Origin of the sequence: Amycolatopsis anabasis (assembly GCF_009765355.1) — a bacterium.
In the GTDB taxonomy this organism is placed as follows: Bacteria; Actinomycetota; Actinomycetes; order Mycobacteriales; family Pseudonocardiaceae; genus Amycolatopsis; species Amycolatopsis anabasis.
This window is the reverse complement of sequence record NZ_VTHK01000053.1, coordinates 17994-42219: the sequence shown is the minus strand read 5'-3', so window position 1 is coordinate 42219 and position 24226 is coordinate 17994. Positions and strand designations below refer to the sequence as shown.

The following is a 24226-nucleotide window of genomic DNA, read 5'->3' as shown; positions in this document are numbered from 1 at the left end:
CTACACGGTGTTCCGGCCGACAGACCCGTCGGTTTTCGTGAACTCACCAACGTTCTTGCGGAGTTGGGCATTGGTGTCGAACAGGCGCCGCTCGGTGCGGCTGAGTACGGTTTGGACCTTGTAGCCGGTGTGGTTTTCGATCTTCCACAACGCGCGGCCCTGACGGTCGTTGGCCCAGCCGGTGGTGACCTGCTGTTCTTTCTCGGACAACGCGAGGTCGTCGGAGAGCTGGTCGGCGACCCGGGTCGACTGTCCAAACAAGACTCTGGTGCTGCACAGGGCGAGGAGGTCTTTGGCGATGGCGACTTCCTGCGATCCCGCGCTGCCCACGGAGAGGAAATCACTCGGTTTGTGCGCGACGAGGACCTGGATCTTGCGCTCCGCGCGAGAGAGCCGCAGTTCGCTGTCGACCGATTGGACCGCGCGCAAGCCCAGCCGGAGCTGGCGCCAGATCTCGTCGCGCACGACGATCCGCAGTTCACCGTCATCCTGCAAGTCAGTGACCATCGACGACCACGAGCCCAGGCAGGTCAGTCCCACCGCGACTGCTTTGTCGCCGCGGGACCGCAGCCGGGACAGGTCCATACTTTGAACCGGCGCGTCCCAGTCCAAGGTGAAATTGGTGGGTTCGTCGAACAATCCCGCGAGCGGGCCCGAGATCAGGTTCGCGAGCGCGTCGGTGATCGGGCGCAAATGGTCCAGGAACTGGCGGCGGTCGGCGAACCGCATCTCGTCCCAGAGCGCGGCGTCGGGGTTGGCGAGTTCGCGCTGGACGTCGGGGATGGTGATCGGGCGCAGCCGGGTGTACCCGTCGGCGGCGCCCACCAGGCGGCGCAGCACGGTGGACAGCACGGCTTCGTCGGTAACCGTGGGGCTGTAGCCCTGGGCCTCGGCGAGCGCGACGAGCAGTTGCACCCACCGGCCCAGCACTCCGTCGAGTTCTTCCCGTTGCTGCGCGGCCGACCAGGAATCCCACCGCGCGGCCAAGGGACCGAGGTCGAGGGCGTTGAGGCGGTGGGGGCTGCCGCGACCGAGCGCGATCGGGGTGATCCCCAGCGCTTTGAGCAGTGGTGTGTACTCGCCTTTGACATCACCGGAGATCAGGGTGCGGACCCCGAACATCATCATCCGCAGCAAGAAGGCGACGATGGTGGAGGACTTGCCTTTGCCCGGTTCGCCGAACGCCACGAGGTTGGGGTTGGTGCAGATCTTCTGCAGTACCCACTCCACCGGATGGCAATAGAACGCTCCCCCGGACAGGACGTCGTAGCCGATCCTCGCGCCCACGGCGGGGATCGGACTCGCGGCCAGCAGGGGGAACAGACCACCGATCTCGTGTGTCGATGCCTGATACACCGCCAGCGGCGCGGGAACCGGTGACCAGCCTTGGCCCGGGCGGGCGTGGCCACGGCGCGGCGCGATCGGCCGGTTGAGTCGTTCCCGTTTCGCTTTCCCCCGCTGTGGCTGGGGTTTCGCCGCGGGGGCGGGGCCGAAGGTCGAGAGCAGTTCTGCCGCGGACCGTTCCGGGCGGGCGGGGCGTCGTCTCATAGCACACCCCCGCGCAGTCGGGGCAGTCCAATGCCGACCGGCAGCACCGCGGCGACGAACGTGGAGTCTTGCGCCAGTTCCATGCGCAGCAACCGGAATCGGCCGGCGACGTCGTTCTCGACCCGGGCGGCGTGGTCTTCCACGTTCCAGGCGGAGGGCACGGTGACCGCGGTGGTCACGGCGTAGCGCACGATGGCGTGCCCGGCGGCGACCGCGCGTTCCTGGGCCCGCGCTCCCCGTGCTTCCCGGTTGTCCTCGGCGTTGGTGTTGAAGCCTTTCGAGGTCTTCCAGTCCGAGACCACGCCGCTGCGGAACCGGTTGCCCCGCACCGCGCTGCGCGCCTTGCGCTGGGAGAGGACCTCATAGTGCACGGCCAGGCTGCGCCGCTCCCCCGCGGTCTTGACCGCCAGCAGCGCGCCCAGGCTCCCGAACACCGTGCCCGCCTCAGGCATCAGCACCGAATAGCCGACCGTGGAGAACCCATCATGGTGATAGGCCCGCGCGCTGGGGGCGGGCGCGTGGGTCGGACCCGCCGCCGCCCACGGCAACGCCCGCCTCTTGGTGGGGTCGGCGGTGTGCCGATTGGCGGCCAGCACCCCCGCCGCGGCGGGGTTGAACCCCGTGCGGATCGCCTCGGCCAACGCCGGCCCGGACAGCCAGGTCACACTGTGCGCGCCCAGGGCTTTGAGTTTGTCCTCGAGCCCGTCCAGCACCCGATACAACACCGCGGCGCGCCCGGCGACGCCGCCACCGGCCGCGGCCGCGGGCTTGCGCAGGGATTCCTCGCTGCCGCTGATGGTGACGAACACCTCGTGCCGCACGGACACGGCGCCCACGGTGCGATCCAGTTCGTGGGTGGCCTGACGGGCCAGCTCCGGCGCGGTGTCGACCTCGTGGCGGGCGCGCCAGGCTTCGTATTCCTGGCCATCGTCCGGGACGGTGCGCACCAGCAGCGACATCCGGTCGATGACCTCGCGATGCCCGATCGAGAGCAACAGGTTGCCCAGGCGGGCGGCGAGCCGTTCGCATTGGGCATCGGAGAGCATGCCGACGCCGGTGTGGGTCAGCCGCGCGGTCGCGCCCCACCGGCCTTCGCCGGTGTCGTGGATCAGGCACACCCGCCCCTGGTCGCGCAGGGGTGGCCCGTCCGGGAACCGCACCCGGGCCAGCACGCCCGGGATGTCGGGCTCATCCGGGTTGACCGGGATCCCGGACGCGGCCTTGGATTGCCAGCGGCTCCAGCCGAACGTGATGCCCGCCTGGAACAGGATCAGGTGCCCCAGCCAACGCAAGGCCGGCCGACCGTGCACCGGGATGACCACCAGCGCGGCCAGCGGCAGGCAGATCGCCGCCAGAATGAGCGCGTTGAGCAGCTCTCCCGCGGCCAGCGCGATTACGATCGGGACGGCCAGCACAAGGCACACAGCGGCTTGGACCGGTGTCAGGCCGATGATCCAGCCGGCGTGCTCCCGACGCGACAGTCCTTTGTAGATCCGGATGCTGGTGGTCATACGACCACCGCCGCTTCCTCCATCGCGGCCTCGTCCGACGCAGCGGCCCCGCCGCCCCCGCCAGGTTTCGGTCCGCCTCCGTCCGGTGGTGGCGGTGGCGGTCCACCGCCACCGTCGGGCGGCTCGGGATCCGGCGGGTCGTCATCATCACCGCCGCCCCCGCCACCGTCGGAGCCGTCGCCCTCGGCGGCACCTGGTGGCTCGGGTTCCTCGCCGTCATCAGCGGCCTCAGCCCCATCCGGTGGGCTACTGTCGTCGGCTTCTTCCGAGTTGTCGCCGTCGCCCTCGCCACCGCCGCCACCATCACCGTCACTGGTGTCGTCGGTGTCACCGACACCGGTCTGGTCCATCGATTCCTCGGCCTCGTCGCCGACCGCGTGGTCGAACCGGTCGGTGTTGGCCTGCTCCTGGTCGGACCCGCCGCCGTCCTCGTCGTCCTCGTCGTCCTTCTTCCCGAACTTCTTGTTCCAGGCCCACTGCGCGGCTTTGCCCGATGGGCTGTCGGTGCCGTAGGAGTCCAGGCCTGCGTTCGACAACTGGTCCCGGAAGGCTTGGCCCGCTTCGGTGTTGGGGTCGATGAACGCGAACAGCTTGAACAGGACGAACGGCACGACGAGCGAGACGAGTAGGACTCCCACCCCGGCGAGGAGGCCGGACACTCCCTGCGCGCCGCCCATGATCGCGATCCCGAGCACGAGCGTGAACGCCAGGACCGGTTTCATGGCGATGGTGGCCAGCAGCCACCGTGCGGTGCGCCAGAACCACGGGGCGGTCACGTTGGCCAGCAGTCCCGCCGCGGCCAGCGGTGATGTGGCGACCAGGACGTAGATCGCGGCCTCACGAAACAGCATTTCGATGACGTAGCCGATCCCGGCCGGGACCACGCCGACGATGCCCGCGATGCCCAGCACGACCGCTTTCACACCGTCGGAAACCGCGTCAGCGAATCCGGTTGCGTTGAGCGCGTCCTGGAAATTCCGGGCGTGCAAGGAATAGTCGAGGATCGCTGTCGTGAGACCGTCCGCACTGGCCAAAAACGCCGCGACCAGGCCCACGGTCAAGGCGAGCGCGGCACCGTACTGGAACGGGCCGGCGACCAGGCGGGTGAACCCGCGGCCGCCGCGCAGCACCGTGATGATGATCTGCCAGAAGAACAGCCCCAGCGCCAGGACACCGGAGATCCACAGCACCAGTGGCCACAGCACGCTCACCGGGCCCTCGGTGGTGGACACGGTGAAGATCGAGAACTGGTCCGCGAGTTTGAACGCTTCGCGCAAGATGAACAGCGCGGCGTCCCAAATCAACCGCATCGCCAGCTCGAACAAGCTCGACGCGGCTTCCCCGACCTGAGCCCCTGCCGTGTCGCCGAGGAGGCCGAACAGTTGCAGCAGGACGCGGGGGTCCATCAGGCACCACCGCCCAAGGCGCGATACCCGGCCTTGACCGCTTCGAGGCTGCCCGGCCACGCATTCGACGCGAGCGCGGCCTGCACGCCGGGGCTGATCCGCCAGGCAGTTCCGGTCCAGCGCAGCGCTTGGCAGTCACCGACCCCCAGCGCGATGGTCTGTCCTTTGTAGTCAAACGACAGCTGGCCCAACGTGCACACCACCACGTACCGGCCCTCATCCGTGCTGCCTTTGATCAGCCCGTGGGTCGCCTCGTACCGGACGCTCAGCCCCGGCATCGTCTCCCCTGCCGCGATGCCGACACGCTTGCGGAAACTCGTCAGCAGCGTGTGCAGTCCAGTGCGCTCCACCACGGGCGCGCCGGGCAAGGACATCTCGGCATAGGCCCGGGCGTAGATCGCGGGATCCCCGCCCTGCACTCCCGTCTCGTTGAACGCCTTAAGCTGGGCCAGCGCTCCTTCCGGCGTGCGCGGAAATCCGCCAGGAATCCACCTACCCACCGTCTCCGCCGGGGCAGGCAGCGGGATGTCGGGCCCGGCGGTCTGGGTGGTCAACTCCCGGGGCTGCGCCGCCTCGGCGGGCAGCACCAGCATGGGGCGCAGCGCCAGCGCGCGCTGCGCGGCCACGTCCCAGCCTGGTTCCGTCGCAGGCCCAGCATCCACTGAGGCCCCTGGTGGAGCCTGGTGTTGCGGAGTGTTCGGTGGTGCGGTGACGTTGCGGGCGATCACCAGAGCGGCCACGACGCCGACCACGGCGAGCAAACTCAGCAGGATGCCCGCGAGACCGAGGCCGGCGCGCCGGCGGGAACGCTGTTCAGCGGCAGGGTCCATCATGGCTCAGCGCGCGAATCCGCTGATCAGCGTGAAGCCGATGCCGTACAAGATCGCGCCCGCGACCGAGCACAGCATCATGACCGTGCCGATCTTCCCGGCGCGGTGGTGATCGACCCACCGGCCGCCGGCCCACACCAGCAGGCCGATGAAGAAGCCCAAGACCAGCGCGACGCCGGCGCCCCACTTGACGTTGTCGAGGATGCCCAGGATTCGTTGCCACCCTGGGGGTGCCTTCGGCGAGGGGTTAGGGATTTCGGTCGGCGGCGGTGGTTCCGGTGGTGGCTGTTGCTGGGCCAGAAAGTCCACGATCTGGTGCGCGAGCGACATCCGCGGCGCCTCCCTTTCCACGGGCCCGGCCGAAAAGGCCAGAGCGGGATTGGGAGGGCTTGGTCACGGGCACAACACCCCAGTGGCGCAGCAGCGGGATCACTGCCGCGCGCAGCCGGGACGGGGTGACCTCGGCGGTGACACCGCAGACGGCCACGTCGGGATCATGCGGGACAAACACCGCGCCGGGCAGCAACGCCTGCACGCGGCGGCCGGCGCTACCGGCCACAGTGGACGGCCACCGTTTGGCGCCGACCACGATCAACGCCACCGGCATCACGGTGGCGCCGAGATTGCTCCAATACTCCAGCCGGGCCAGGACCTGCTCGGCGCGCGCCAGCGACGGAATACTGGGTCGGACCACGAGCACCGGACGGGGTGCGGGGGTGCCGCGGCGCAGCCAGGCCCCGGCACCGGCCAGCGGGTGCGCGGCCACGCGCCACGGGTCATGTCCGATGTCGACGACCGTCGCGTCCAAGTGCCGCGGGTGCGGACTCCAGAACCGCGGTGGCGGCACCATGCCTGGGGCGAGCACCGGCAGCGTGGTCTCCACCCGGGCCAGCAGCGCCTGCGCCCGCCAGGAGAATCTGATGGCGACCGCTGGGTGCGGCCCGGGGACGTAGGGACCTTCCGAGCGTGCTGCCTGTCCCAGGCCGGACCGGGTCGGGTCCGCGGTGTCGACCATCAACACCGACCGCTTGGCGATCTGCAGGACGTCGGCCACCACGGTGGCGACCACCGAGACGCCTGATCCAGGGCCGGCGCCGAGGATCGGGATGACTTGGCCAAATCCGGTCCAGTCGACCGGTGTTCCTGCGTTGGAAGGTGCGCCTTGCCGGGTAATGGTGTCCGCGGCGTCGGCGGTTCGTGTCGCTATCCGGTCGCCCTGCTGGGTTGCGGCCGTGTCGGCGTCGTTCCTTGCCTCGGTGCCGTCCGGTGGTTCGCGGGTGGGACGTGTGGATGCTGCCGCCTGCGCGAGCAGCCCAGCTTCGACCGCGGCGTCGCGATCGGCGGGAGCCAGCAGAGGCCGGCCCTGGGATGCGAGTCGTGCCAGCTCCCTCGCGCGTGCGAAACCATCGTCGGCATCGCCGGGTCCGCTGGTGGTGGCCCGTGTCCCCGCGGCCGGACCGCGGGCGGCGTCCGGCCGATGTGTCCAGCCGACCGGGCGCACCGGGTGCGACAGCGCGGTGAGCGCCGTCGTTGAGCCGCGGGTTTCGCGTGTACGAGGCTCAGGAGGCGGCGCGGGTGGGCGCGGCGTCTGCCCGTCGCGGGGCAGTGTGGTCGCGGCGCGCGCGAACATGTTGTGTCCCAACGGGTCTTTCCTCCTCATACCTGTCCGATCCGGTCTGCTGCGCGGTCGCGCCGGCGACTGCTGCAGGCTGTGTTGTCGGTGGTGGCAACGCCCTCGGGCCGGTGCGAGGGGGTAGCATCCGGCCCGAGGCGCGCCGTGTCCGGTACCTGTTCCCACGACATCGCGGCGCCGGTCACCTGGGGGACGCGCGCTCGCTGCCCCGACGCTCGAGCTGCGCTATGACCTGGCGGCACCTGGGGGATTCGGTGCGCGATGTGTCGTGCGGTACCGGCGGATGGCGGTCCACCGGCGGCGGTACCGGCACGATGGTGATGTGATAACGACCAGCGCCACGGGGTGCGGCGCTGCCCGTTGTGTCGTGATGTCGCTGTGTGTTTACCAGCCGCTCAAGGCCGGATCGGGCGACCTGTGCCCTCGGTTGTCCATCCCACCCCCTGCGAAAACGTCCGGGCCCCTCACGCGGAGGGTTCCCGTGTCCCCGGCATCGTCAGCCGGTTCCCCTGAGTGAGGCAACCCCATTGAGGTATCCTCGCTGATCCGGAAGGCCTCCGACCTGACGACTTCCCCGTCGCAACTCACGGTCGTTGACGTTCCTCTAGACAAAGAATATGCGTCTCCCCCAAAATGTCAACCGTTGTGAGTATGCTGGCTGTCGGGTGGTGGGCGCACGGCGCGGTGCGCGGTGGCCTGCCCCGTGGAATGTCCACAAGAGAGGGGTTGTGTGGCCGTGGCGGAGGTCGACACACCGGTACCGGAGCGGAATCGGCGCACGCAGGCAGCGGTCGAGGCTGACCTGGGTGCCCTGACGACATTTACCGAACGGTTCACCTATCTGCTGGACCGGGAGAAGGTCACGATCCCGACCTTGCACTCGTGGCTCACCCAGCGCCTGGAGGACTGCCCAACGACGAAGACCCTGTACAACATCCGAAGTGGCCACACCCGGCACCCCGATGATGCCTTCGTGCAGGAGATCGCGTCGCTGTTCCGTGTCCGCTTCGAGGACCTGGCCCCCGAGCGGCTGGTCAGTCCCCGCACGGCGATCAGCCCTCGCACGGCGGACGAGCAGCGCACCGTCGAACAGGACCTGTTGGCGCTGCCGACGTTCACCGAACGGTTCAACTATCTGCTCACCCGCGAAGTGGTCGGGATCCCTGAGCTGCACCGCTGGCTGACGAAACGTCTCGGCGAGCGGTGCCCGACCCCACAGGCTCTGTATCAGCTCAAGAACGGCTATCGCCGCCAGCCCAAGGACTTGGCGGTGGTCAACGGAACTGCGGAGTTTTTTCGCTTGGGCGACGCGCGCTGGCTCGATCCGTCCGTGCCCGCGAGCGAACTCACTCGCGACGATCCCCATGAGGCCGTCGAGCTCGATCCGTTGGACCGGGAGATCAAGCACTACATGGACAAGGTGGGGTTGCTCGGTGTCAACGCCCGCCAGATCAAGGACGCCATGAAAACTGCCTCCACGGAGTGGAAGCGTCAGTATCTCGGCTTACTCCAGGCTCTGGACCACGACCGCACCAATCCCGCGGAACCCGCGACGGGCACGGCCGATCCTTCGTCGCCGGCCTGGCGGGCACCACAGTTTCGTGGTCCCGATGCGACTCGACGATCTCACCGGCGTGGCTAGCGCTGCTCGCGGGCCCACTGCCGGAGACGCTCGACGTGGAGGTCTTTCTGCAGCAGGCGGCTGAGCTGGGCCAGCCAGGCGATGTCATCCTCAGCCGGCGCCGCCAGGCCCGAGCTGTCCGGCCGGGCGTCCACGTCACCGTCGCCCGATGCGTAGCGGTAGCCCTCGTCGAACGCGTCGAGGGCGCTGCCGAGCTCCACGGCCTCAACGAACATCGCCCTGTCGCGGGGCTTCATCCCTCGCAGGCGCGCGTCCTGCAACGCCAGCTCCCGGATGCCGGTGGGGATATACGGGCGCAACGTCAGCTGAGCGTCGCGGATACGGATGGCCTGATGATCCAGGTCCGGCGGGGTGCCCTCGTGCCTGTCTCGCAGTTCCGGTGGTCGGGCGGGTTGCACGGCGTGCCAAAGGTATTCGATCGCATGGTGGGTGCGCCGGCTCAGCATCTGGTCGCGGCGTTCCAGCAAGTGGCGCGCCAGAGCAGCGAAGGCTGAGCCTGCGGCGAACAGCACCGTGCCGATCGCGGCCAGGGTGAGCGATACCGCCGAGGGGCGCAGCCCCGCATCAGGGGCAATCAGATCTTCCACGGTGAGAACGAGTTTCCATGCCAGCCCCGCCAGGCCGACGAGCATGCCGGCCACCGCGATCCACAGGCCCCAGCGGATCACCCGCTCGGCGCGGCGGGCGATCGCCCGCACCTTGCGAACGAACAGATACAGCCAGACCGTCATGTAGGTGAGGTAGATGAGGTTGTACGCGTGCGAGGTCAGGTGGTGGTCGGCACTGGAGCCGAACTCCGGGCGCGTGGTGCCGTCGACGAGGTACAGGGTCACCATCGCGGCGGCGGCGACCGCGAGGACCGCCGCCGCGCCGCGCAGGCGCAGCTTCACCGCGGACATGCTCCGCAGGAATCCGGCCACGCACAGCATCGCGAGCATCGCCAACAGGCCGTTCAGCAGGAACGCGATGTTCAGGACACCGAAGAGCCCGTCGCTGAGACGCATCGTCGCGGGAGCACCGGCGGCCAGCGCCAGCCCGAACGCGCCCAGTCCCGCGGCCACATAGGACCGGGCGAGCTCGGCCCGCAGCCCGCGGTTGGTCACGGCTTTACGCACCGACTCCGCCACCGCGACGGCGGCGGCAAGGTAGATGACGACGCTGGCCGGGTCAGCCACGGCACAGCTCGCGGCGGGAGCCGAACGCGGCACGCAACTGCCCCAGGGCGCCTTCGGAGATTCCTTTCCGGAGCGCGCGGACGCGATTCCTGCTCAGGCGGGCCGCGACCCGGTCGGCGAAATACTCGGCCTCGGCTTCCTCCCGCGGGTCGAAGACCGGCTTCGCCTCCAATCCCGTCCAGGAAGGCTCATGCCCCAGCAACAGGTGACCGAGCTCGTGCATGAAGATCCAGCGTGCGTGGGCGGCGCTCGTCCCCCGCACCACGAAGATGTTGTCGGCGGTGTCCGTGCGGATCAGCAGTCCACACGGCATGGGGTCAGTCAGGGTCGCACGCAGCACGACGATCGGTTTCCCGCGCTGGCTTCCCAGCTCCCGCAGGAACCGATCGACATCGAACGGCCACTGCAAAGGCAATGAATCGATCATCCGGTCGCAGTGTGAGGCGAACTCCGATGATGGTGTGTACAGCACGGACAAGTCCCCGTCCCCTCTCACGCGCGCGCCGCGGCGCGAACGTCCAGGGACTGGTCATACACCGGCTGAACCGGCGCACGCAGGCAGGAACCCACGGACGCGGCCGCGCATCGCGCAGTGCCATTCCCGCAGGCACTCGCGACCTGCAGGTCGTCAGTCCGGCCGCACCCGAGAGGACAAGGCGAGCCATCGGCGACGGCTCCCGTCAACCGATTCCGATCTTGATACCGGAGTGTAGCCACTCTGCGCTAGCGGCGCACCGCAAAACTTACGGAGAGTGCACCCGATTGGACGAAACTTCGCGACCGTCCGCACATTCCGTAGAACTTCCCGCCCCAGGGGAGCAAGCCAGCCACCGAGGGTAGCTCGCAACGGGTCCCGTGCCCCAGCACCCGCTGCCGTGTCTCGCGACCGCCGGACGCGGCAGCCCGATCGCCACCCACCATCACACCCCGATAATCACGACGGTTGACAAAACCGGGGTAACACCTATGGTTGTTCACCAGCGGAGTCAACAGTCGTGAGTGATACCGGGGAGGCTTCGGGCTGTTCCTGCACCCGCCGCACGTGAGCACACCAGTATCCGCCCTGGTGCGCGACCGCTCACGCTCAAGCTGACGGGACGATCTCGGCGAGGGTTTGCTATGCGAAGACCATCTCAGGTCCTGGTCTGGTTGCACGCGGTCGACGGCCTGCATGTGCGCGTCGATGTGCGCGCGTACGCCGTCCCTCAGCGCACGGCCACGCAGTTGTTCGCCCTGTTCCACGATGGACTGTCCACGGATCCAGCCGCGGACCTGCTGGAACTGGAACGTGCCCAGCGGGTGCGGGTGTGCGCCCGGGAGATCGAGATCCGGCACGCCGAGCGAGCCGTCGCCGCCGCCCGAACCGCTGTGCTCGACGCACGCGGCCGCCGCCGACGCCGTGAGAGGGCCGCGCTGCGCACCGCGGTCATCGCACACCGCCGGGCTGCCCGGGCATTTGAGCGGGCGCGACTGGACAACCGTGTACTGCGCCGTTTCATCATGGGTCTCCCTGTCGTCTCCGGCGATCTGAACGCGGCACGCCGCGGCTGGCTGACCGGCACGGCGCGGCCGGGCCTGGCGGACATCTTCTTCAGCGAACAGGATTTTCTCGCCGCCGACCCGCGCCGCGCGGTCACCACGGGCTGGGGCGGCACCGCGATCGGCGGTTTCGAGTACGGCCAGCAATGGCGCCGCGATGGCGATGACGACCCTGATGTGCCCGATCCCGCGTTCTCCGGGCCGTGGACGGTGGCATTCATCGAACAGACCCGCGAACTCTACGCACATCGCCGATGGTGCACGCACCTGCCGGAGGAGATCTGGCTCCTGGCAACAGGTATCGGCCCCTCGATCCTGCCCCGGCTTCGCCAGCTGCAACGGCTGATGCGTGATCCCAACTCACTCATGCTGGTCGTGCGCGCGGTCGAGCACCACGCCCATTTCGACCCCGAATTCGGTCCCACAACCCATCCGCGAGCCCGCGGGACACCCGGCGGTGCCGCATGCTGACCGCGCCCTCCGCCGGGCAGGAGGAATTCCGCCCGAGCGGACCGTCGACCCGCGCAGCTACGCCTGGACGACGGGTGCCACATCCTCTGCTTCCCCGTGTGCCCTCCGACCGACGGCAGGTGACGACAACGGCCAGATAGGAACCCCAAAAAACTCAGTAAGCCGTATTCTTCAGCCCGGAATTCACTCACTGACCCGGGCACAAAGTCATGCCCAAAACGGCCTTCTTTTTCCACTAGAAAACAACACCGGAAATGGTTGACGAATAGGGTTTTCGTGTTGCACAGTAAGACTCGTTCAGCGCGACGACGTTGGACTGATGGCCGGGAATAACGACATCCTGGCCGACCCGGAACGGGAATCCCGCACAGGCCTTCTCGCCGGCAATCTGCTTTCACCGCCGAGAGTGTGGCACGCCGGGTGCGGCCGCATCGGTCTGGCCTGCGGATCACGACCGGGCAATTTCCAGCAACTACAGCAATAGGGGGCTTTCATGGTCTTACGACCATCACGCGTCATCGCGATCGCGTCCGGGTGCGCTGCTCTGGCCGGGATCGCTGTCGCGCCGGCGCTCGCGGGTCCCGAGTCGGCTCCGCCGCCGGGTGACCGCTCCGTCGTGGCCGGTTCCGCGCCGGCCTGGGCGGTACCCCAGGCCAAGGTGGGCGACGCGGACGGCCACACGGTCCGCCATATTCAGGTAGCGCTGGCGCTCCGGGACCCGGCGGGAGCGCAAGTGCTGGCGAAGGCGGTGTCCACCCCGGGTGATGCCCGCTATCGCCAGCACCTGTCCCCCGGTGAGTTCGTGGGCCGCTTCGCCGCGGACGACGGCACCGTCAACCAGGTCCGGTCGTGGCTGGCCAGTCAAGGGGTGCAGGTGACCGGCATGAGTGCGAATCGGCATTTCCTCGACGCCCAGGCCGACATCAACACCCTTGAGCGAGCGTTCGGGACGGGGCTGTCGCTGTTTCGCCACACCATCGGTGGTGCCGTGCGCACCCTCCTTGCGCCCGATACGCCGATCTCACTGCCGCGGGAGCTGCGTGGCGCGATCACCACGGTTCTCGGGCTCGATGACAGCGGGAAAACACTGAAGCCCCAGCACATCGCGCCCGCAACGCCGGCAAGCCCCGGTCCGCTCGCGCAGGAGCAGCACTGTGCCCGATGGTGGGCGCAGTCCAACAACACTGAGGTGCCCCAGCGCTACCCCGCGGGAATGCAGTCGAACTCCCTGTGCGGCTACAACGGGACCTCGATGCGCGCCATGTACGGGTTGACCGGCGCCAATACCGGCACCGGGGCGCACGTGGGCATCGTCGGGGCTTATCGCTCCCCCACCGTGGTGTCCGACACCAACCGGGCCGCCCAGCAGTTGGGCGTGCCGCAGCTCAATGCCGGGCAGTACAAGGAAGTTCTGCCCGACCGTTTCGACGAGGGCCCGGATTGCGACCCCGAGTCCTGGCGCGGTGAACACACGCTGGACGTGCAGGCCGTACACACTATGTCCACCGCTGCGGAGATCACCTACTACGCGGGGAAGAACTGTGGTGAGGGCCTCGACGCCGCCTTCAACGCGGCGGTGGAGGCCAACGCGGTCGACGTCATCACCAACTCGTGGGGCGGCGCCGGGGAAGACAGTGTGCCACCCGCGACCCTCGACCAGTTCAACTCGATGGCGTTGCAGGCCGCGATTCAAGGCCAGACCGTGTTGGTGTCCTCGGGCGACGCGGGAAACAACTCCGGGATCCTCGGACGCCCCGGGCCACAGTTCCCGGCCTCCAGCCCGTGGGTCACCGCAGTGGGCGGCACGACCGTCGGCCTCGACCAGGGCAACAACCCGCGAGTCCTCACCGGCTGGGAGAACGCCGGCAACACCCTGGTCGACGGGCAGTGGCGGCCCCAGCAGGACAAGGATGGGCCGTTCGCCGGCGGGGCGGGCGGCGGCCGATCCGACCTGTATGTCGAGCCGGACTATCAGCGGGGCGTGGTCCCGGACCAGGTCGCGGGCGGCAAGCGCGCGGTCCCCGACGTCAGTGCCCTGGCGGACTCCTACACCGGCATGCTCGTCGGCTACACCGACCCACGGCACGGGTTCTACCTGGGCTCCTACGGCGGCACCTCGCTGGCCTCGCCACTGCTGGCCGGGCTCGTCGCCGACGCCCAGCACGCGCAGCACGTCGAGCGGTTCGGCTTCCTCAACCCCGCGCTGTATGGGATGCGCGGCACTCCCGCAGTCACCGACGTCGTCCCCCAGCGTGCGGGGGTGTGGACACCCGCGATGCACGCGCTCCCGGGCGCCGTCGTGCCCGGTGCCCCCGGCAGCTATCTCGTCGATTTCGACACCCGGCCGCAGAACCTCCAGTCCGGCCCCGGATGGGACCCGGTGACCGGGATCGGCACACCACGCGCCGGTTTCGTCACCGCGCTCGGGAAATAGCCACCCCTGGCGGGGTTCAGGGTGCGAGCCCGCTCGGGGGCGGGCTCGCACCCACCCAGCCCCGATATTTCGACCGGAGAACAGGAGGTTCCGCCGTGACCGCACGCCCACCGCGTGACGCCCACACCCCCGCCCCCGAGGTCGCCCCCCATCCGGCGCGGCCCCACCTCGGTGACCGCGAGCGCGGGGAGGCGACGCTGCCCCTGGCCCGCCCGACCCGCAACCAGTGGATGCTCATCGGCGCGCTTGTAGCCGCCGCGATCGTGTTCGCCACGCTCGCGTACTCCTGCGCACCAGACACGGCAACCGCGGGCACCGAAGCCATCCCGGTCCCCGGCGGCGGCCAGGTCACCGTCGAGGCACCGATCGTCGCGCCCCGCCCACCGGGCGATCTTTCCCAGCTCCCGGAGGCCAGCACCTTCACCACCGTCCCCGACGCGCCCACCGATCAGGGCCGGGACCAGGTTCCCTCCGGGCGTCTGGTGCACCCGGTCTCTCCGGTCCCCGCGTATCGCGAGCCGGGCGGGCCCGCGATCGCCGCGGTGCCGGTGCAGCAGGTCGGCTCGGACACCTGGCTACCCGTCATCGCCGAGCAACCCGGCTGGTACCAAGTCATGCTTCCCGCCCGGCCGAACGGCGCCACCGCCTGGATCGCCGACGACCTCGCCGTGGAAACCGCCCACACGCCGTACCGCATCGTCATCGACCGGGCCGCGTTCCGCCTGCAACTGTTCCGCGAGGGCACCCAGGTCGGGATCTGGACCGTCGGCATCGGCAAACCCACCGCACCCACCCCCGAAGGACGAACCTTCCTGCTGGCCTCCATTCGCGACAGTCACCAGCGCTACAGCCCGGTCATCCTCCCGCTCGGCACCCACTCGGCCACCTACGAAACCTACGGGGGCGGGCCCGGCACCACCGGGATCCACGGCTGGCCCACCCCAGACGTCTTCGGACACCCCAGCAGCGACGGCTGCATCCGGATCCCCGCGAACGCACTCCAGATCCTCAGCACCGACGTACCGATCGGCACACCCGTACTCATCCACTGAGCACCCAACCCATATCCAGAAGGGGAAAACCAGCCCATGGACACCATCACAACTCCTGTCACCCCGGTCGTCCGCACCCGCGCCGTCCTGGCCGCCGTCGGAGCGGGCGCCCTCCTCGCCGGCGCGCTCACCGGAACCCCCGCCCACGCCGCCCGCCCGGACAACACCGCCAACGGCATCTCCATCAGCGGGGACGGCGTCCGCAACACCATCGCCGTCAGCAGCGAAGGCGCGATCAAGACCGCGTCCGGCTCGGTCACCTCGACCAGCGGCGCCATCGTGGCCACCGGCATCACCGTCCGCGCGGGCGCGGGCCTGGCCGAGGCCACCGTCACCAGCGTGCGGGTCGGCGCCACCAGCGTCGGCCCGATCTCGGCCAAGTGCAGCCAGGGGGCCACCACCGTGAGCGCACCCAACACGAGCAAGGGAAACCTGACAGTCAGCCCCGGCAAGTCCGGCGGCCCGTCCGGGGTGGGAGCGATCATCACGGTCACCGCCGCCGGCGGCGGCAAGGACGGCCCCAACAAGACCGTCACGATCACCGTCGCGTCCGTCACCTGCGGCACGGGAACCCCACCCGCGCCCGGGAACCCGCCCGGCCCGCAACCCCCGGGCAAGCCCGGCAAGCCAGGCACCCCCGCCCCGAAACCCGATGATCACCGCAAGCCCACCCATCCGCACGATCACCATCACCACGGCACCGCCGACAAGACCGCACCCAAACCGGACATCAAGGACGGCCGACTCCGGGTGACCGGCTAGCCGAGCCGGGCGGCACTGGCCTCACTCCAGACCGTGGCCCGTCCTCGTCACCAAGCGAGGGCGGGCCACGCGCCCGCACCCTTACCCAGCAAGGAAAGGAATACGAAGGTGAGCCGACACAGCAAGGTCACCACCGCCAGCACAGCACGGTTCGTGCACGAGGGCGCCGGGCGGGCGACCGGCGCGGCCCCCGCACAGCAACAGGGCACCTCGGAAAGATCCCTCTGCCGATCGCAGTACATCCAGGATAGGTTCGCCGCGCTGGAACTCGGCAGCAAGAACGATGCGATTCCGCAGCCCTCTACCTGCGCCAGCAGGTCCACGCCTGGACCCGCAGCCTCGACGAGGCACCGGCAACTGCGCAGACACACGTCCCCATCCTGACCCGTCACACACCCACCATTCCTGGCCGTGGTGTTCCTCCCCGCACCCGGACACGTCCCATGAACAAGGGGAGAGTTTCTTGCCTGTCAACCATTCCGAACCGCACCCGCAGTCCCGCCGCGAACGGCCTCGCCACGTCCACCGCGCCGTGCACTTCGTCGGCTCCCTGCCCGCCCAGCTCACCCCCAACGACCGCAGCACCATGCAATGGATCCTCGATCACAGCTACCCCGCAGCCCTCACCGCCCTGCCCTGCGATCCAGATCCCCGATCGATCACCGACTTCCTGAACGGGTTCGCCTCCACCCCAGCCTGGGAACTGGCCAAGCGCGGTGACAGCACCGACTACCATGACCTGCCGGTCCATCGCATCGCGGCCAGACACCAGCTCACTGCCGGCGACCTCGCGCTTGGCCGCCCCAGCCACGTCGCCGCTCTGATGGACGCACGCCTCCAACTCGACACTCACGACCTCCGCCTGCCCGCGGCGCAAGTCTCGATTCCCAACGCCCTCGATCTCGCGTTAGCCACCTACGGCGATCCCGCAACGGCCTTGCCCCGCCTGCCCCGCCTCCAGGACGCCATCGGCGCCGAAATCACCGAGATCAGCCGACAGTGGAGGGACGAGGTCGTCCTCCAGTTGGAGAGCCCGGTGACCCTCACCACGCTCGAAAAGGCACCGCGCCAGCGCTGGGAAACGCTCGCGCGTGGACTGGCTTACCAGCTCGCGGGCATGATCTCCCAAGCGCCCGCGGACACGCGCTGGATCGTACATTTGCGCTACGGCGACCCGGCCCGAACGCACACACCGCTGTTCACGCCCCAGGATCTCGTCGCACCAGTCCTCGTGTGCAACGCGTTGTCCGCGCGGCTGAGGAAACTGCGCTACCCGATGCCGCCAGTCCACATTCCGATCAGTCACGGCCACGCACCTCCCTCCCAGGAGCCCCATTTCTACGCGGCCTTGCGGCACCTCCGCCGCGACATCAACGTCATCGCCGGGGTGGTGGACGAAGCCCACCCCGACCAGTCCCGGCACGCGCTCCGGCTCGTCGAAGCCACCCTCGACCGGACCGCTTACGCGGTCGCCGCAACGTGCGGACTCAGCCACCGAACCCCCGCCGCAGCCACCGACAACGCCGCCCTCGCCGTCACCCTGGCCGCCATGGACTACGACGAGGACCGGACCCGGTAACGCCCCCCGCTCTCCCACATCCTCTGGCGACGACACCACGATTCCCGCGCCCTGCCCGCAACGTTTCTTGCGAGGAGACCACAATGGACACTGCACATTCCCGGCCCGTCCGGATCGCCATCGGCGCCTCCGCCTCCCAGATGGGTCCGCAAGGCCAGCATCTGACCCCCGTGATCCACCGCGGCGTCATCCCCGTCGAGGCAGTCTCGGCCGGCCGGATCCACATGCCCGGCGGGCATGTCGCCCACGCCCACCGCCACCGCACCACCGAACTGATCGTCTACGTGCTCGACGGCTGGGCCGCCACCCTGTGGGGCCAGGACATGCAACCGATCGCGCACGGTCCCGGCTCCATGCTCTACGTCCCGGCAGGGGTGCCGCACACCGCGGTCAACCTCAGCATGAACACGTCCGTGCTCGCCGTGGAGTTCCAGTCCAATCCCGACTTCGGCGGGGACGTGGAACTCATGCCCGAACTCGACCCTGTTGCCGCGTCTCGGGTCGAGCCGCTGCGTGCCGAGCACGCCGATCACCTGGGCAACGCCCGCGCCACCGGCCGAGCACCGTGGTGACCCGGCTCGACAGCGCCCGCGCCTGCCATCCAGTACTCGCAGCGCCGTGCGCCCCCGCAGTTCAGAAATCAGGAGAAAACCTATGCACTCCGCCGTGTTCCGGTCGTCTCGGCTCCGATCCGTCGTCCGCGGCGCTTCGACGTATACCCGAAGGGAAGGTCAATGAGGTATCCGGACAACGACCCCCAGCCGCACCAGCCCGCATCGCCCGGCGACCGCGACGCCACACCGACTCCAGCGCCGAAAGACGCCGCCGATACCGCTGCCCCGGTTCCTTCGACATCTCGCCCCCGCGCCAGCCTGCTCCTCTGCCTCATCCTCGCACTCATCGCGGTTCTCGTCGGAGCGATCATCCTCGTGCTGCTGCTCACCAGCGACGACAACCCGCCCGCCACCGATCCCTACGCCGTTGCCCGTGACACGGTGGCCGCGCTCAACACCAACTCCGCAGCGCCGCTGGCCCAGCACACCTGCCAGCAGCCGACCGCGCGGCAGCGCGACGGATACAACGCCGCAGCCAAAGCCGCGCCCGGCACCTTTACGATCAAGGAACCACCGCGGATCAGCGACAGCAGCGCGACCTATACCGTGCACGCGGTCTCCACGATCGGCCTCGGTGAGACCGACGTCACCTTCGCGCTGGCTAACCGGGACGGCGCATGGTGCTCGCTCTATTTCTGGTCGCGATACGGATGACCCTCACCCCACTCGATGGGCTGCGCAGGCACCTGCTGGACCACAACCAGTGCGCCCTTGTCGTCGTGGGCGTGGTGGTTGACGACGTGCCTCGCGTGGAATCGGCGTCCCAGTTGTCTAGGCCACTACATGCCGCGTTGTATATATCGTTATGCATCTAGGTCGGGTCACGGGTGGCTGTTGTCGTCGGCGCAGAGCGGGTGCGCCCTGCCCCTACCTTCTGTGGGTGCCAGAGACCACGCCTGGAAGGTCACTGCACTCTGTGAGCAGATCGCCGGTTGGAAGTAACGATCCGTTAGCGTGTTCGGCCATTTTCGCCCTGTGACCGATTCCGAGTTGCCGCCAGACCTACTCCTCAGTGAAGATCGTCAAGGCACCGGCCTGGGGAGGGCGGCTGACCTGGTGTGCTTCTTGTTGCGCACCTCGGCTGAGGAGGGGGATGAATCGTTGGCGGTCGATCCTGCACGCGTCGCTCGGTACGGTCCGCGGAACACCACGTCGGTGGGCACCGCAGCCGGCGCGTACTACACGATGCTGGGCAATACGGCACTGACCGACCGGGATGACCGGGCCGCGAGGGAACTTCGGCGCCCCTTCCTTCCCTTCACAACCCACGACGGCGAGGTCAACATCGCCGATCGCGTCACGCGCTACAACCGAGATTACCTCGGCCGAGTCGTGCGGTACTTCGCATCCCAGGGGATCCGGCAGGTCCTCGACATCGGCTGCGGGCTTCCGGCATACGGCAATGTCCACGAGATCGTCGGCGAGGCCCTGTCCGAGGGCGAGCGGGCGGCAGTGGTCTACGTCGACTACGAGCGGATCGTTGTCGATCGCTGGCGCGACCACCTCGAAGGCCACAATCGACACCCAGGTCTTGACGTGGCGGTCGTGCATGCCGACATGCGGCAGCCGGATTCCGTTCTGACCGATCCCGTCACCACGCGGCTGCTCGACTTTTCCCAGCCGGTGCTGCTGCTCATGATCTCGCTGCTGCAGTACATCCATCCCGAAGACGGTTGCTACGAGCTGGTCGAGCAATACACCGCGCCGCTGGCTCCCGGATCGGTGTTCGCGCTGAGCCACGGCACCGGCGATAACCTGCCCGATGACATGCGGGCACCGTTCTACGAACTGAAACTGGCCTACGAGGAGTACATCGCCGAGAACTTCACGCTGCGCGTCGAACCCCAGGTCCGGAGATTCTTCGGAACGTGGCCGCTGGTCCCGCCCGGACTCGTGCGGCTGCAGGACTGGCGACCGGGCGAACCAGGCTATGTGCCAGACACGCGGGATCCGGCGCGGCACATCATGTATGGCGGTGCCGCGGTCAAACCCGAGCCTGGCCCCAACGCCCGCTCCTGAAACTTCACACCGACCCTTGAACCCCTGCGGCCGCGCTGGTCAGGTCGCGGCCCAGTTCGGCCGGCCGGGCCACGCCGGATCGTTGGCGTCGGCGATCCGGCACAACGCCAGTTGCTGCTTGTCTCCCGGCTGCTGCTCACCTCGAGGACGCTCCCCCGCGACCGTCACCGCGAGACGGCGCCACCCGCCCGACGTGGTCGCGAACGCCACCTCCAAGGGTCCCTTCTCGACGTTGGGTTCCTCGATCGCGTCGTCCAGCAACGCCTTCAGTTTCGGGAAGTCCCAGGGGTCGACCATCTTGCGCAGATGCCGGTGATCCGGCAGCTCCAAGTCCAACCTGCCGAATTTCTCGTTCGCGGTCACGATGTACTCGAGCGTGGGATTGATCAAGATCAGCGGGTCGCGCGAAATGGCGAACGCCATGCTGATGAAGGGGTCTTCCTCGATCACCTGGTCGCGCACTGGCCAGCGCGCCCGGGTGGTGATTCCGCGGAACCATCGCACCGGGCGGCAGTCGGTGACATCCGACCGGCCCGCGGTCCGCAGGTTCAGGATCTCACCGGTCGCCGGGTGCTTTGCCTGGTATCCGCTGAAATGCAGCTTGTCCGTGCTCTCCGACAGAAACACGTTGAACAGCTCCCGCTGCGCGGGCCGTGATTCCTCTTCGACGAGGTCGTCCACGAATGCGGGGCCGTCCCACCAGCAGCCGGCCGGGTATCGGGCGTCCTTGGACGGAGGCACGCGATATCCGGCGATGCGGAACCACTCATCGGAGCAGTAGAGGCGGTTCGTGTGGTCGATCCCCGGAGGTGTGACGCGCCATTCCCAGGCACCGATGCGTGGCTCGGCGGGGAATTGCCGCTTGTGGCGCCGGGGGACGTAACAGCCTTTCGCGGCGACGACTCGCCCGGTCGCCGGGGCGAGAACCGGTACGGCCCGCAGGGTCCATTCCCCGCCCCGTTCCGTCACATCATGTTCGACGTCCACCCCTCGCTCGACCGCGTCCCGCATGACCTGCCGCAGCCGATGCCGGGCGACATCGTCCAGCCCCGTCGCCGACCTCGACCGCGGGGACGTTCCGTAGTGCGGCTGGTTCCCGACCGAGTACAACTCCATCCGGGCGGTCGTCACGATCCACTTTCCGCAGTGACGCAGCGGATGCGGCTTCTCCTTTGTCATCGGCGCCCCGAATTCAGGCCTCCGAATCTCAGCCGTCTATCTCGTCGCGTCCCCGCTGCCCTCGACTTCCCCACCCCGGCCGAACACGCTCGAATCCTCCGCCCCATACGATCAAGGGTAGAGGAAAACGCAACCCCACAGGGCTGTTCGTCCCGAGATGTCTCACCGGTTGCTGGTCCGGTCTGGACATCACCACACCACCGTCGTTACACTCCGACGACAAGCGCCAACATATGGTGACTTACTGTCGCCGAGGCCAGTCCGTGAGGTGGCCGGACGGCCGGTTCTGCCGTAGACGCGCGGGTCATGGGGGCCCGCGGACGTTCACGAGCCGCAACACGGCCTGGGGCACACCACCACGAACATGACGCGCTGAGGTTCCCCGCTCGTGTTGCGCGGGAGGGCTCACGCATGACAACCGAACTGACGCTCATCCGCCATGGCCAAGCGCACTGCACGGTCCAGGGCATCGTCGGCGGTCGGCGCGGCTGCACCGGCCTCACCGCGGTCGGCCGCCGCCAAGCCGATTTGGTCGGCGACCGCCTGGCCCGCGAACACGCCGAACGGAAGTTCGCCGTGCTGTGCACCACACCCCTGCGCCGCGCCCGCGAAGCCGCGGCAATCGTGGCCAAACGCCTGAACATCCCGGTCCAAGTGGTACCGGACCTCAGGGAACCCGACTACGGCGAGGCGGACGGCAAGTTATGGCGCGACGTCATGGCCACCGTGACCGCCACGGCCGACGAAGGCCTGTACCGACCCATCGCGGCCGGCGCCGAGCCGTGGACCGCCTACGCCGCGCGGACCAAAGCGGCATTGTGCACCCTCGTGAGCGAACACCGCGGCCAACGCATCCTCGTCGTCGGACACGGCGAGACCATCACCACGTCCGCGCACTTCTTCCTCGACCTGCCCGTGTCGATGCGGGTCACCGCCGGGTTCGACACCACCGAAGGCGCCATCACCCGATGGACCCTCCAGCCACTCGAACCCTCCCGCGACGGCACCGAACCTCGCTGGATGTGGCACCTGACGACCCACAACGACACCCGCCACCTCCAGTGAGCCCGCGGGGGCGCGTGCGTGGATGCCCGGTTGTGGTGTGTACCCACCCCACAACCGGGATTCCCTGGCTGCACACGGGAATTCGCAGGCCCGGTGTTTCCGGTCACGAACGTCTTCCGGATAGATACTGCAGACAGCGTCCTCAACGTCGTCGATGTGGAAACGACCTGCTGGGACGGGGACCTTCCGCCCGGCCAGGTCAGCGAGATCATCGAAATCGGTTTGACCATCGTCGACCTCGCTGCCGCCCGCTGGGTCGGCCACCATCGACTCCTGGTCGGCCCCAGCGCAGCACCATCAGCCCGTTCTGCCGCGAGCTGACCGGCCTGACCCACAAAGAGGTCGACACCGGCACCACCTTCACCGCCGCGTGCCGCGCCCCGGCGCTCGAGCACCAGGCCGAGTCGCGGCCCTGGGCCAGCTGGGGAGACGACGACCGGCACCAGCTCATCCGCCAATGCCAGACCAGCGGCACCGACTACCCTTTCGGCCCGCGCCACACCACCACCAAGGCTGTCTTCTCCGCCGCGCACCGGATCCGCAACCGGCCCGGGATGGCCAAAGCTCTATGGATCGCCGGCCGCCCGTTGGCAAGCCACCATGGGGGCCGGTACTGGCGAAGAATCAGCAACAAGTTGATCTTCAACTGGGTTACCGCAGGTGGAACGCCTGAGGGAGGAGGTGGCGTGGCTTCCCGCTGACCGAGTGCGCTGTTGCTGGGCGCTACAGCATCGCCTTCCCTCGGTGGTCGCGGAGATGACCGACGATCAGCCGTGTCGGCCGGGCGAGTCGGGCGGTGCGGCGAGTCCTGCGGCGACCATCCGGTCCAGGACTCTGCGGACGCTATCGGGGTCCAGGCCGCCGGCGATGATGGCCAGTTCGTCGGCCGGGTGCGGCCCGGGACCGCTGCCCCATGGTGACGGGTCTTGATCGGCGAAGACAGGTGGTTACTTACAGGTAGGGATCATGGTCCATTGGAGGAGGCCACTGATCCCGCTGAATAGATAATTCGCTTGCCTCGATGCGTTCTCGTGATGCCGCGAGCTTCACTTCCAGTTGCGCGGAAAACGCTGCTTGCTCTCGATCCTCCCGCGTAGCCCACCACAGCATCAGCTGGACCAGGACTGCGTTGACGACCGCCACGCCAACGATCGCGAGCACCAGCCATACGTAATCGAACTCCGTCATCGCCTCCTCCTGTCCCCTGGGAATGTGGCTGGCATGCCGTTCCGGCCGGACGCACGATAGAATCACTGGTGCGTTCGGCCCGCACAGCGGCCATGATCGCGCCGTGCACATCCGGCATCGCATCCCCAGCGCAGGCCAGGGGCTCCGATCAGAAGCAGCGATCAGGCCACAGGCTTTCCTTCAGCATCACGCCCGCCCGGTTCAGCAGCCCGAGCCGCGGTCAATCGTGGAATCCCAGCCACCGCCGGTACCAGACGGCGCCGAACAGCAGGCCGACCACCGGGCCGCCGATCCCACCTATCCACGCGGCCCACTGCCACGAAATCAACGGTCCGGTGATCAGAGCCGAGACGACGAAAAACGCCGCAAGAAACGTTGCGAACATCCGTAACTCCCACATAGAGCTGACTCTCCCATACTGGCCGACATTTCGCGGATGACCAGGAACTGCGACCAGAGCGGCCGATCGTAGCCTCTCCACGGGACAGCATTTCCATCGTCTCGTTATACTGGTGCGGCGGCATTTCCCGTTGCATCAGCTACACGATCGCTGCCTCGTGCTCGGGCCCGCCGAAACTG

Annotated in this window: 22 protein-coding genes; 11 read left to right on the top strand and 11 right to left on the bottom strand. The window is 68.4% G+C overall.

Annotated elements, in window-relative coordinates:
* From FXO23_RS40945 to FXO23_RS40920, 6 genes are all read right to left on the bottom strand, one after another.
* The gene (locus FXO23_RS40945; protein WP_246258324.1) at positions 1-1548 is read right to left on the bottom strand and encodes an ATP-binding protein; all 1548 of its coding nucleotides are present in this window, start codon (positions 1546-1548) and stop codon (positions 1-3) included.
* On the bottom strand, positions 1545-3059 hold the full coding sequence (locus tag FXO23_RS40940; RefSeq protein WP_158892584.1) for an SCO6880 family protein: 1515 nt from the start codon (positions 3057-3059) through the stop codon (positions 1545-1547). The genes FXO23_RS40945 and FXO23_RS40940 overlap by 4 nt, the downstream gene beginning before the upstream one ends.
* Positions 3056-4465 carry a TrbL/VirB6 family protein gene (locus FXO23_RS40935; RefSeq protein ID WP_158892582.1) on the bottom strand — a complete coding sequence of 470 codons (1410 nt, stop codon included), beginning with the start codon at positions 4463-4465 and terminating at the stop codon, positions 3056-3058. Before FXO23_RS40935 ends, FXO23_RS40940 begins: the two co-directional genes overlap by 4 nt.
* Positions 4465-5298 (bottom strand): hypothetical protein, encoded by an 834-nt coding sequence (locus tag FXO23_RS40930; RefSeq protein WP_246258323.1) that lies wholly within the window; start codon positions 5296-5298, stop codon positions 4465-4467. The genes FXO23_RS40935 and FXO23_RS40930 overlap by 1 nt, the downstream gene beginning before the upstream one ends.
* Before the next feature lie 3 nt (positions 5299-5301).
* On the bottom strand, positions 5302-5457 hold the full coding sequence (locus tag FXO23_RS40925; RefSeq protein WP_246258322.1) for a hypothetical protein: 156 nt from the start codon (positions 5455-5457) through the stop codon (positions 5302-5304).
* Between the two features lie 85 nt (positions 5458-5542).
* A complete protein-coding gene (locus FXO23_RS40920; RefSeq protein WP_179957028.1) occupies positions 5543-6364 on the bottom strand; it encodes a hypothetical protein in 822 nt (273 codons plus the stop codon).
* Between the two features lie 1300 nt (positions 6365-7664).
* On the opposite strand from FXO23_RS40920, the gene FXO23_RS40915 reads away from it, so the two are divergent.
* On the top strand, positions 7665-8570 hold the full coding sequence (locus FXO23_RS40915) for a hypothetical protein (RefSeq protein WP_158892580.1): 906 nt from the start codon (positions 7665-7667) through the stop codon (positions 8568-8570).
* Here FXO23_RS40915 and FXO23_RS40910 read toward each other — a convergent pair.
* Positions 8567-9745 (bottom strand): MAB_1171c family putative transporter, encoded by a 1179-nt coding sequence (locus tag FXO23_RS40910; RefSeq protein ID WP_158892578.1) that lies wholly within the window; start codon positions 9743-9745, stop codon positions 8567-8569. The genes FXO23_RS40915 and FXO23_RS40910 overlap by 4 nt on opposite strands.
* Positions 9738-10172 (bottom strand): ImmA/IrrE family metallo-endopeptidase, encoded by a 435-nt coding sequence (locus FXO23_RS40905; RefSeq protein WP_158892576.1) that lies wholly within the window; start codon positions 10170-10172, stop codon positions 9738-9740. The genes FXO23_RS40910 and FXO23_RS40905 overlap by 8 nt, the downstream gene beginning before the upstream one ends.
* A gap of 722 nt (positions 10173-10894) precedes the next feature.
* On the opposite strand from FXO23_RS40905, the gene FXO23_RS40900 reads away from it, so the two are divergent.
* The 8 genes from FXO23_RS40900 (at position 10895) to FXO23_RS40865 (ending at position 20215) form a co-directional block, all read left to right on the top strand.
* Positions 10895-11755 carry a hypothetical protein gene (locus FXO23_RS40900; RefSeq protein ID WP_158892574.1) on the top strand — a complete coding sequence of 287 codons (861 nt, stop codon included), beginning with the start codon at positions 10895-10897 and terminating at the stop codon, positions 11753-11755.
* Positions 11756-12413: 658 nt separating this feature from the next.
* Entirely contained in the window at positions 12414-14189 is a 1776-nt protein-coding gene (locus FXO23_RS40895) for a S53 family peptidase (protein ID WP_246258321.1), read from the top strand.
* Positions 14190-14284: 95 nt separating this feature from the next.
* Entirely contained in the window at positions 14285-15241 is a 957-nt protein-coding gene (locus tag FXO23_RS40890; RefSeq protein WP_246258320.1) for a L,D-transpeptidase family protein, read from the top strand.
* A 36-nt stretch (positions 15242-15277) separates the two neighbouring features.
* Positions 15278-16003 carry a hypothetical protein gene (locus FXO23_RS40885; protein WP_158892570.1) on the top strand — a complete coding sequence of 242 codons (726 nt, stop codon included), beginning with the start codon at positions 15278-15280 and terminating at the stop codon, positions 16001-16003.
* A gap of 463 nt (positions 16004-16466) precedes the next feature.
* Complete coding sequence (locus tag FXO23_RS40880) at positions 16467-17582, top strand: hypothetical protein (protein WP_158892568.1); 1116 nt, start codon at positions 16467-16469, stop codon at positions 17580-17582.
* An 83-nt stretch (positions 17583-17665) separates the two neighbouring features.
* Positions 17666-18154, top strand: coding sequence for a cupin domain-containing protein (locus FXO23_RS40875; protein ID WP_158892567.1), 489 nt, complete (start codon positions 17666-17668; stop codon positions 18152-18154).
* Between the two features lie 162 nt (positions 18155-18316).
* Positions 18317-18850, top strand: a complete 534-nt coding sequence (locus FXO23_RS40870; RefSeq protein WP_158892565.1) for an Rv0361 family membrane protein — start codon at positions 18317-18319, stop codon at positions 18848-18850.
* 321 nt (positions 18851-19171) lie between these two features.
* Positions 19172-20215, top strand: a complete 1044-nt coding sequence (locus tag FXO23_RS40865) for an SAM-dependent methyltransferase (protein WP_158892563.1) — start codon at positions 19172-19174, stop codon at positions 20213-20215.
* Positions 20216-20254: 39 nt separating this feature from the next.
* Here the strand turns inward: FXO23_RS40865 and FXO23_RS40860 are convergent, their stop codons facing one another.
* A complete protein-coding gene (locus FXO23_RS40860; RefSeq protein WP_158892561.1) occupies positions 20255-21394 on the bottom strand; it encodes a hypothetical protein in 1140 nt (379 codons plus the stop codon).
* Between the two features lie 411 nt (positions 21395-21805).
* Between FXO23_RS40860 and FXO23_RS40855 the strand changes: the two genes are divergently transcribed.
* Together FXO23_RS40855 and FXO23_RS40850 are read left to right on the top strand one after the other, a co-directional pair.
* Positions 21806-22459, top strand: a complete 654-nt coding sequence (locus FXO23_RS40855; RefSeq protein WP_158892559.1) for a histidine phosphatase family protein — start codon at positions 21806-21808, stop codon at positions 22457-22459.
* A 93-nt stretch (positions 22460-22552) separates the two neighbouring features.
* On the top strand, positions 22553-22780 hold the full coding sequence (locus tag FXO23_RS40850; RefSeq protein WP_158892557.1) for a 3'-5' exonuclease family protein: 228 nt from the start codon (positions 22553-22555) through the stop codon (positions 22778-22780).
* Between the two features lie 630 nt (positions 22781-23410).
* Here the strand turns inward: FXO23_RS40850 and FXO23_RS40845 are convergent.
* Positions 23411-23647 (bottom strand): hypothetical protein, encoded by a 237-nt coding sequence (locus FXO23_RS40845; RefSeq protein WP_158892555.1) that lies wholly within the window; start codon positions 23645-23647, stop codon positions 23411-23413.
* A 220-nt stretch (positions 23648-23867) separates the two neighbouring features.
* Positions 23868-24032, bottom strand: a complete 165-nt coding sequence (locus FXO23_RS40840; protein ID WP_158892553.1) for a hypothetical protein — start codon at positions 24030-24032, stop codon at positions 23868-23870.
* Positions 24033-24226 lie beyond the last annotated feature (194 nt).

What these genes read in the sequence shown, in the direction of transcription:
- FXO23_RS40945 (WP_246258324.1), bottom strand. Translation starts at nt 1,548, where the DNA reads ATGAGACGACGCCCCGCCCGCCCGGAACGGTCCGCGGCAGAACTGCTC.
- FXO23_RS40940 (WP_158892584.1), bottom strand. Translation starts at nt 3,059, where the DNA reads ATGACCACCAGCATCCGGATCTACAAAGGACTGTCGCGTCGGGAGCAC.
- FXO23_RS40935 (WP_158892582.1), bottom strand. Translation starts at nt 4,465, where the DNA reads ATGGACCCCCGCGTCCTGCTGCAACTGTTCGGCCTCCTCGGCGACACG.
- FXO23_RS40930 (WP_246258323.1), bottom strand. Translation starts at nt 5,298, where the DNA reads ATGATGGACCCTGCCGCTGAACAGCGTTCCCGCCGGCGCGCCGGCCTC.
- FXO23_RS40905 (WP_158892576.1), bottom strand. Translation starts at nt 10,172, where the DNA reads ATGATCGATTCATTGCCTTTGCAGTGGCCGTTCGATGTCGATCGGTTC.
- FXO23_RS40885 (WP_158892570.1), top strand. Translation starts at nt 15,278, where the DNA reads ATGGACACCATCACAACTCCTGTCACCCCGGTCGTCCGCACCCGCGCC.
- FXO23_RS40875 (WP_158892567.1), top strand. Translation starts at nt 17,666, where the DNA reads ATGGACACTGCACATTCCCGGCCCGTCCGGATCGCCATCGGCGCCTCC.
- FXO23_RS40870 (WP_158892565.1), top strand. Translation starts at nt 18,317, where the DNA reads ATGAGGTATCCGGACAACGACCCCCAGCCGCACCAGCCCGCATCGCCC.
- FXO23_RS40860 (WP_158892561.1), bottom strand. Translation starts at nt 21,394, where the DNA reads ATGACAAAGGAGAAGCCGCATCCGCTGCGTCACTGCGGAAAGTGGATC.
- FXO23_RS40855 (WP_158892559.1), top strand. Translation starts at nt 21,806, where the DNA reads ATGACAACCGAACTGACGCTCATCCGCCATGGCCAAGCGCACTGCACG.
- FXO23_RS40845 (WP_158892555.1), bottom strand. Translation starts at nt 23,647, where the DNA reads ATGACGGAGTTCGATTACGTATGGCTGGTGCTCGCGATCGTTGGCGTG.
- FXO23_RS40840 (WP_158892553.1), bottom strand. Translation starts at nt 24,032, where the DNA reads ATGTTCGCAACGTTTCTTGCGGCGTTTTTCGTCGTCTCGGCTCTGATC.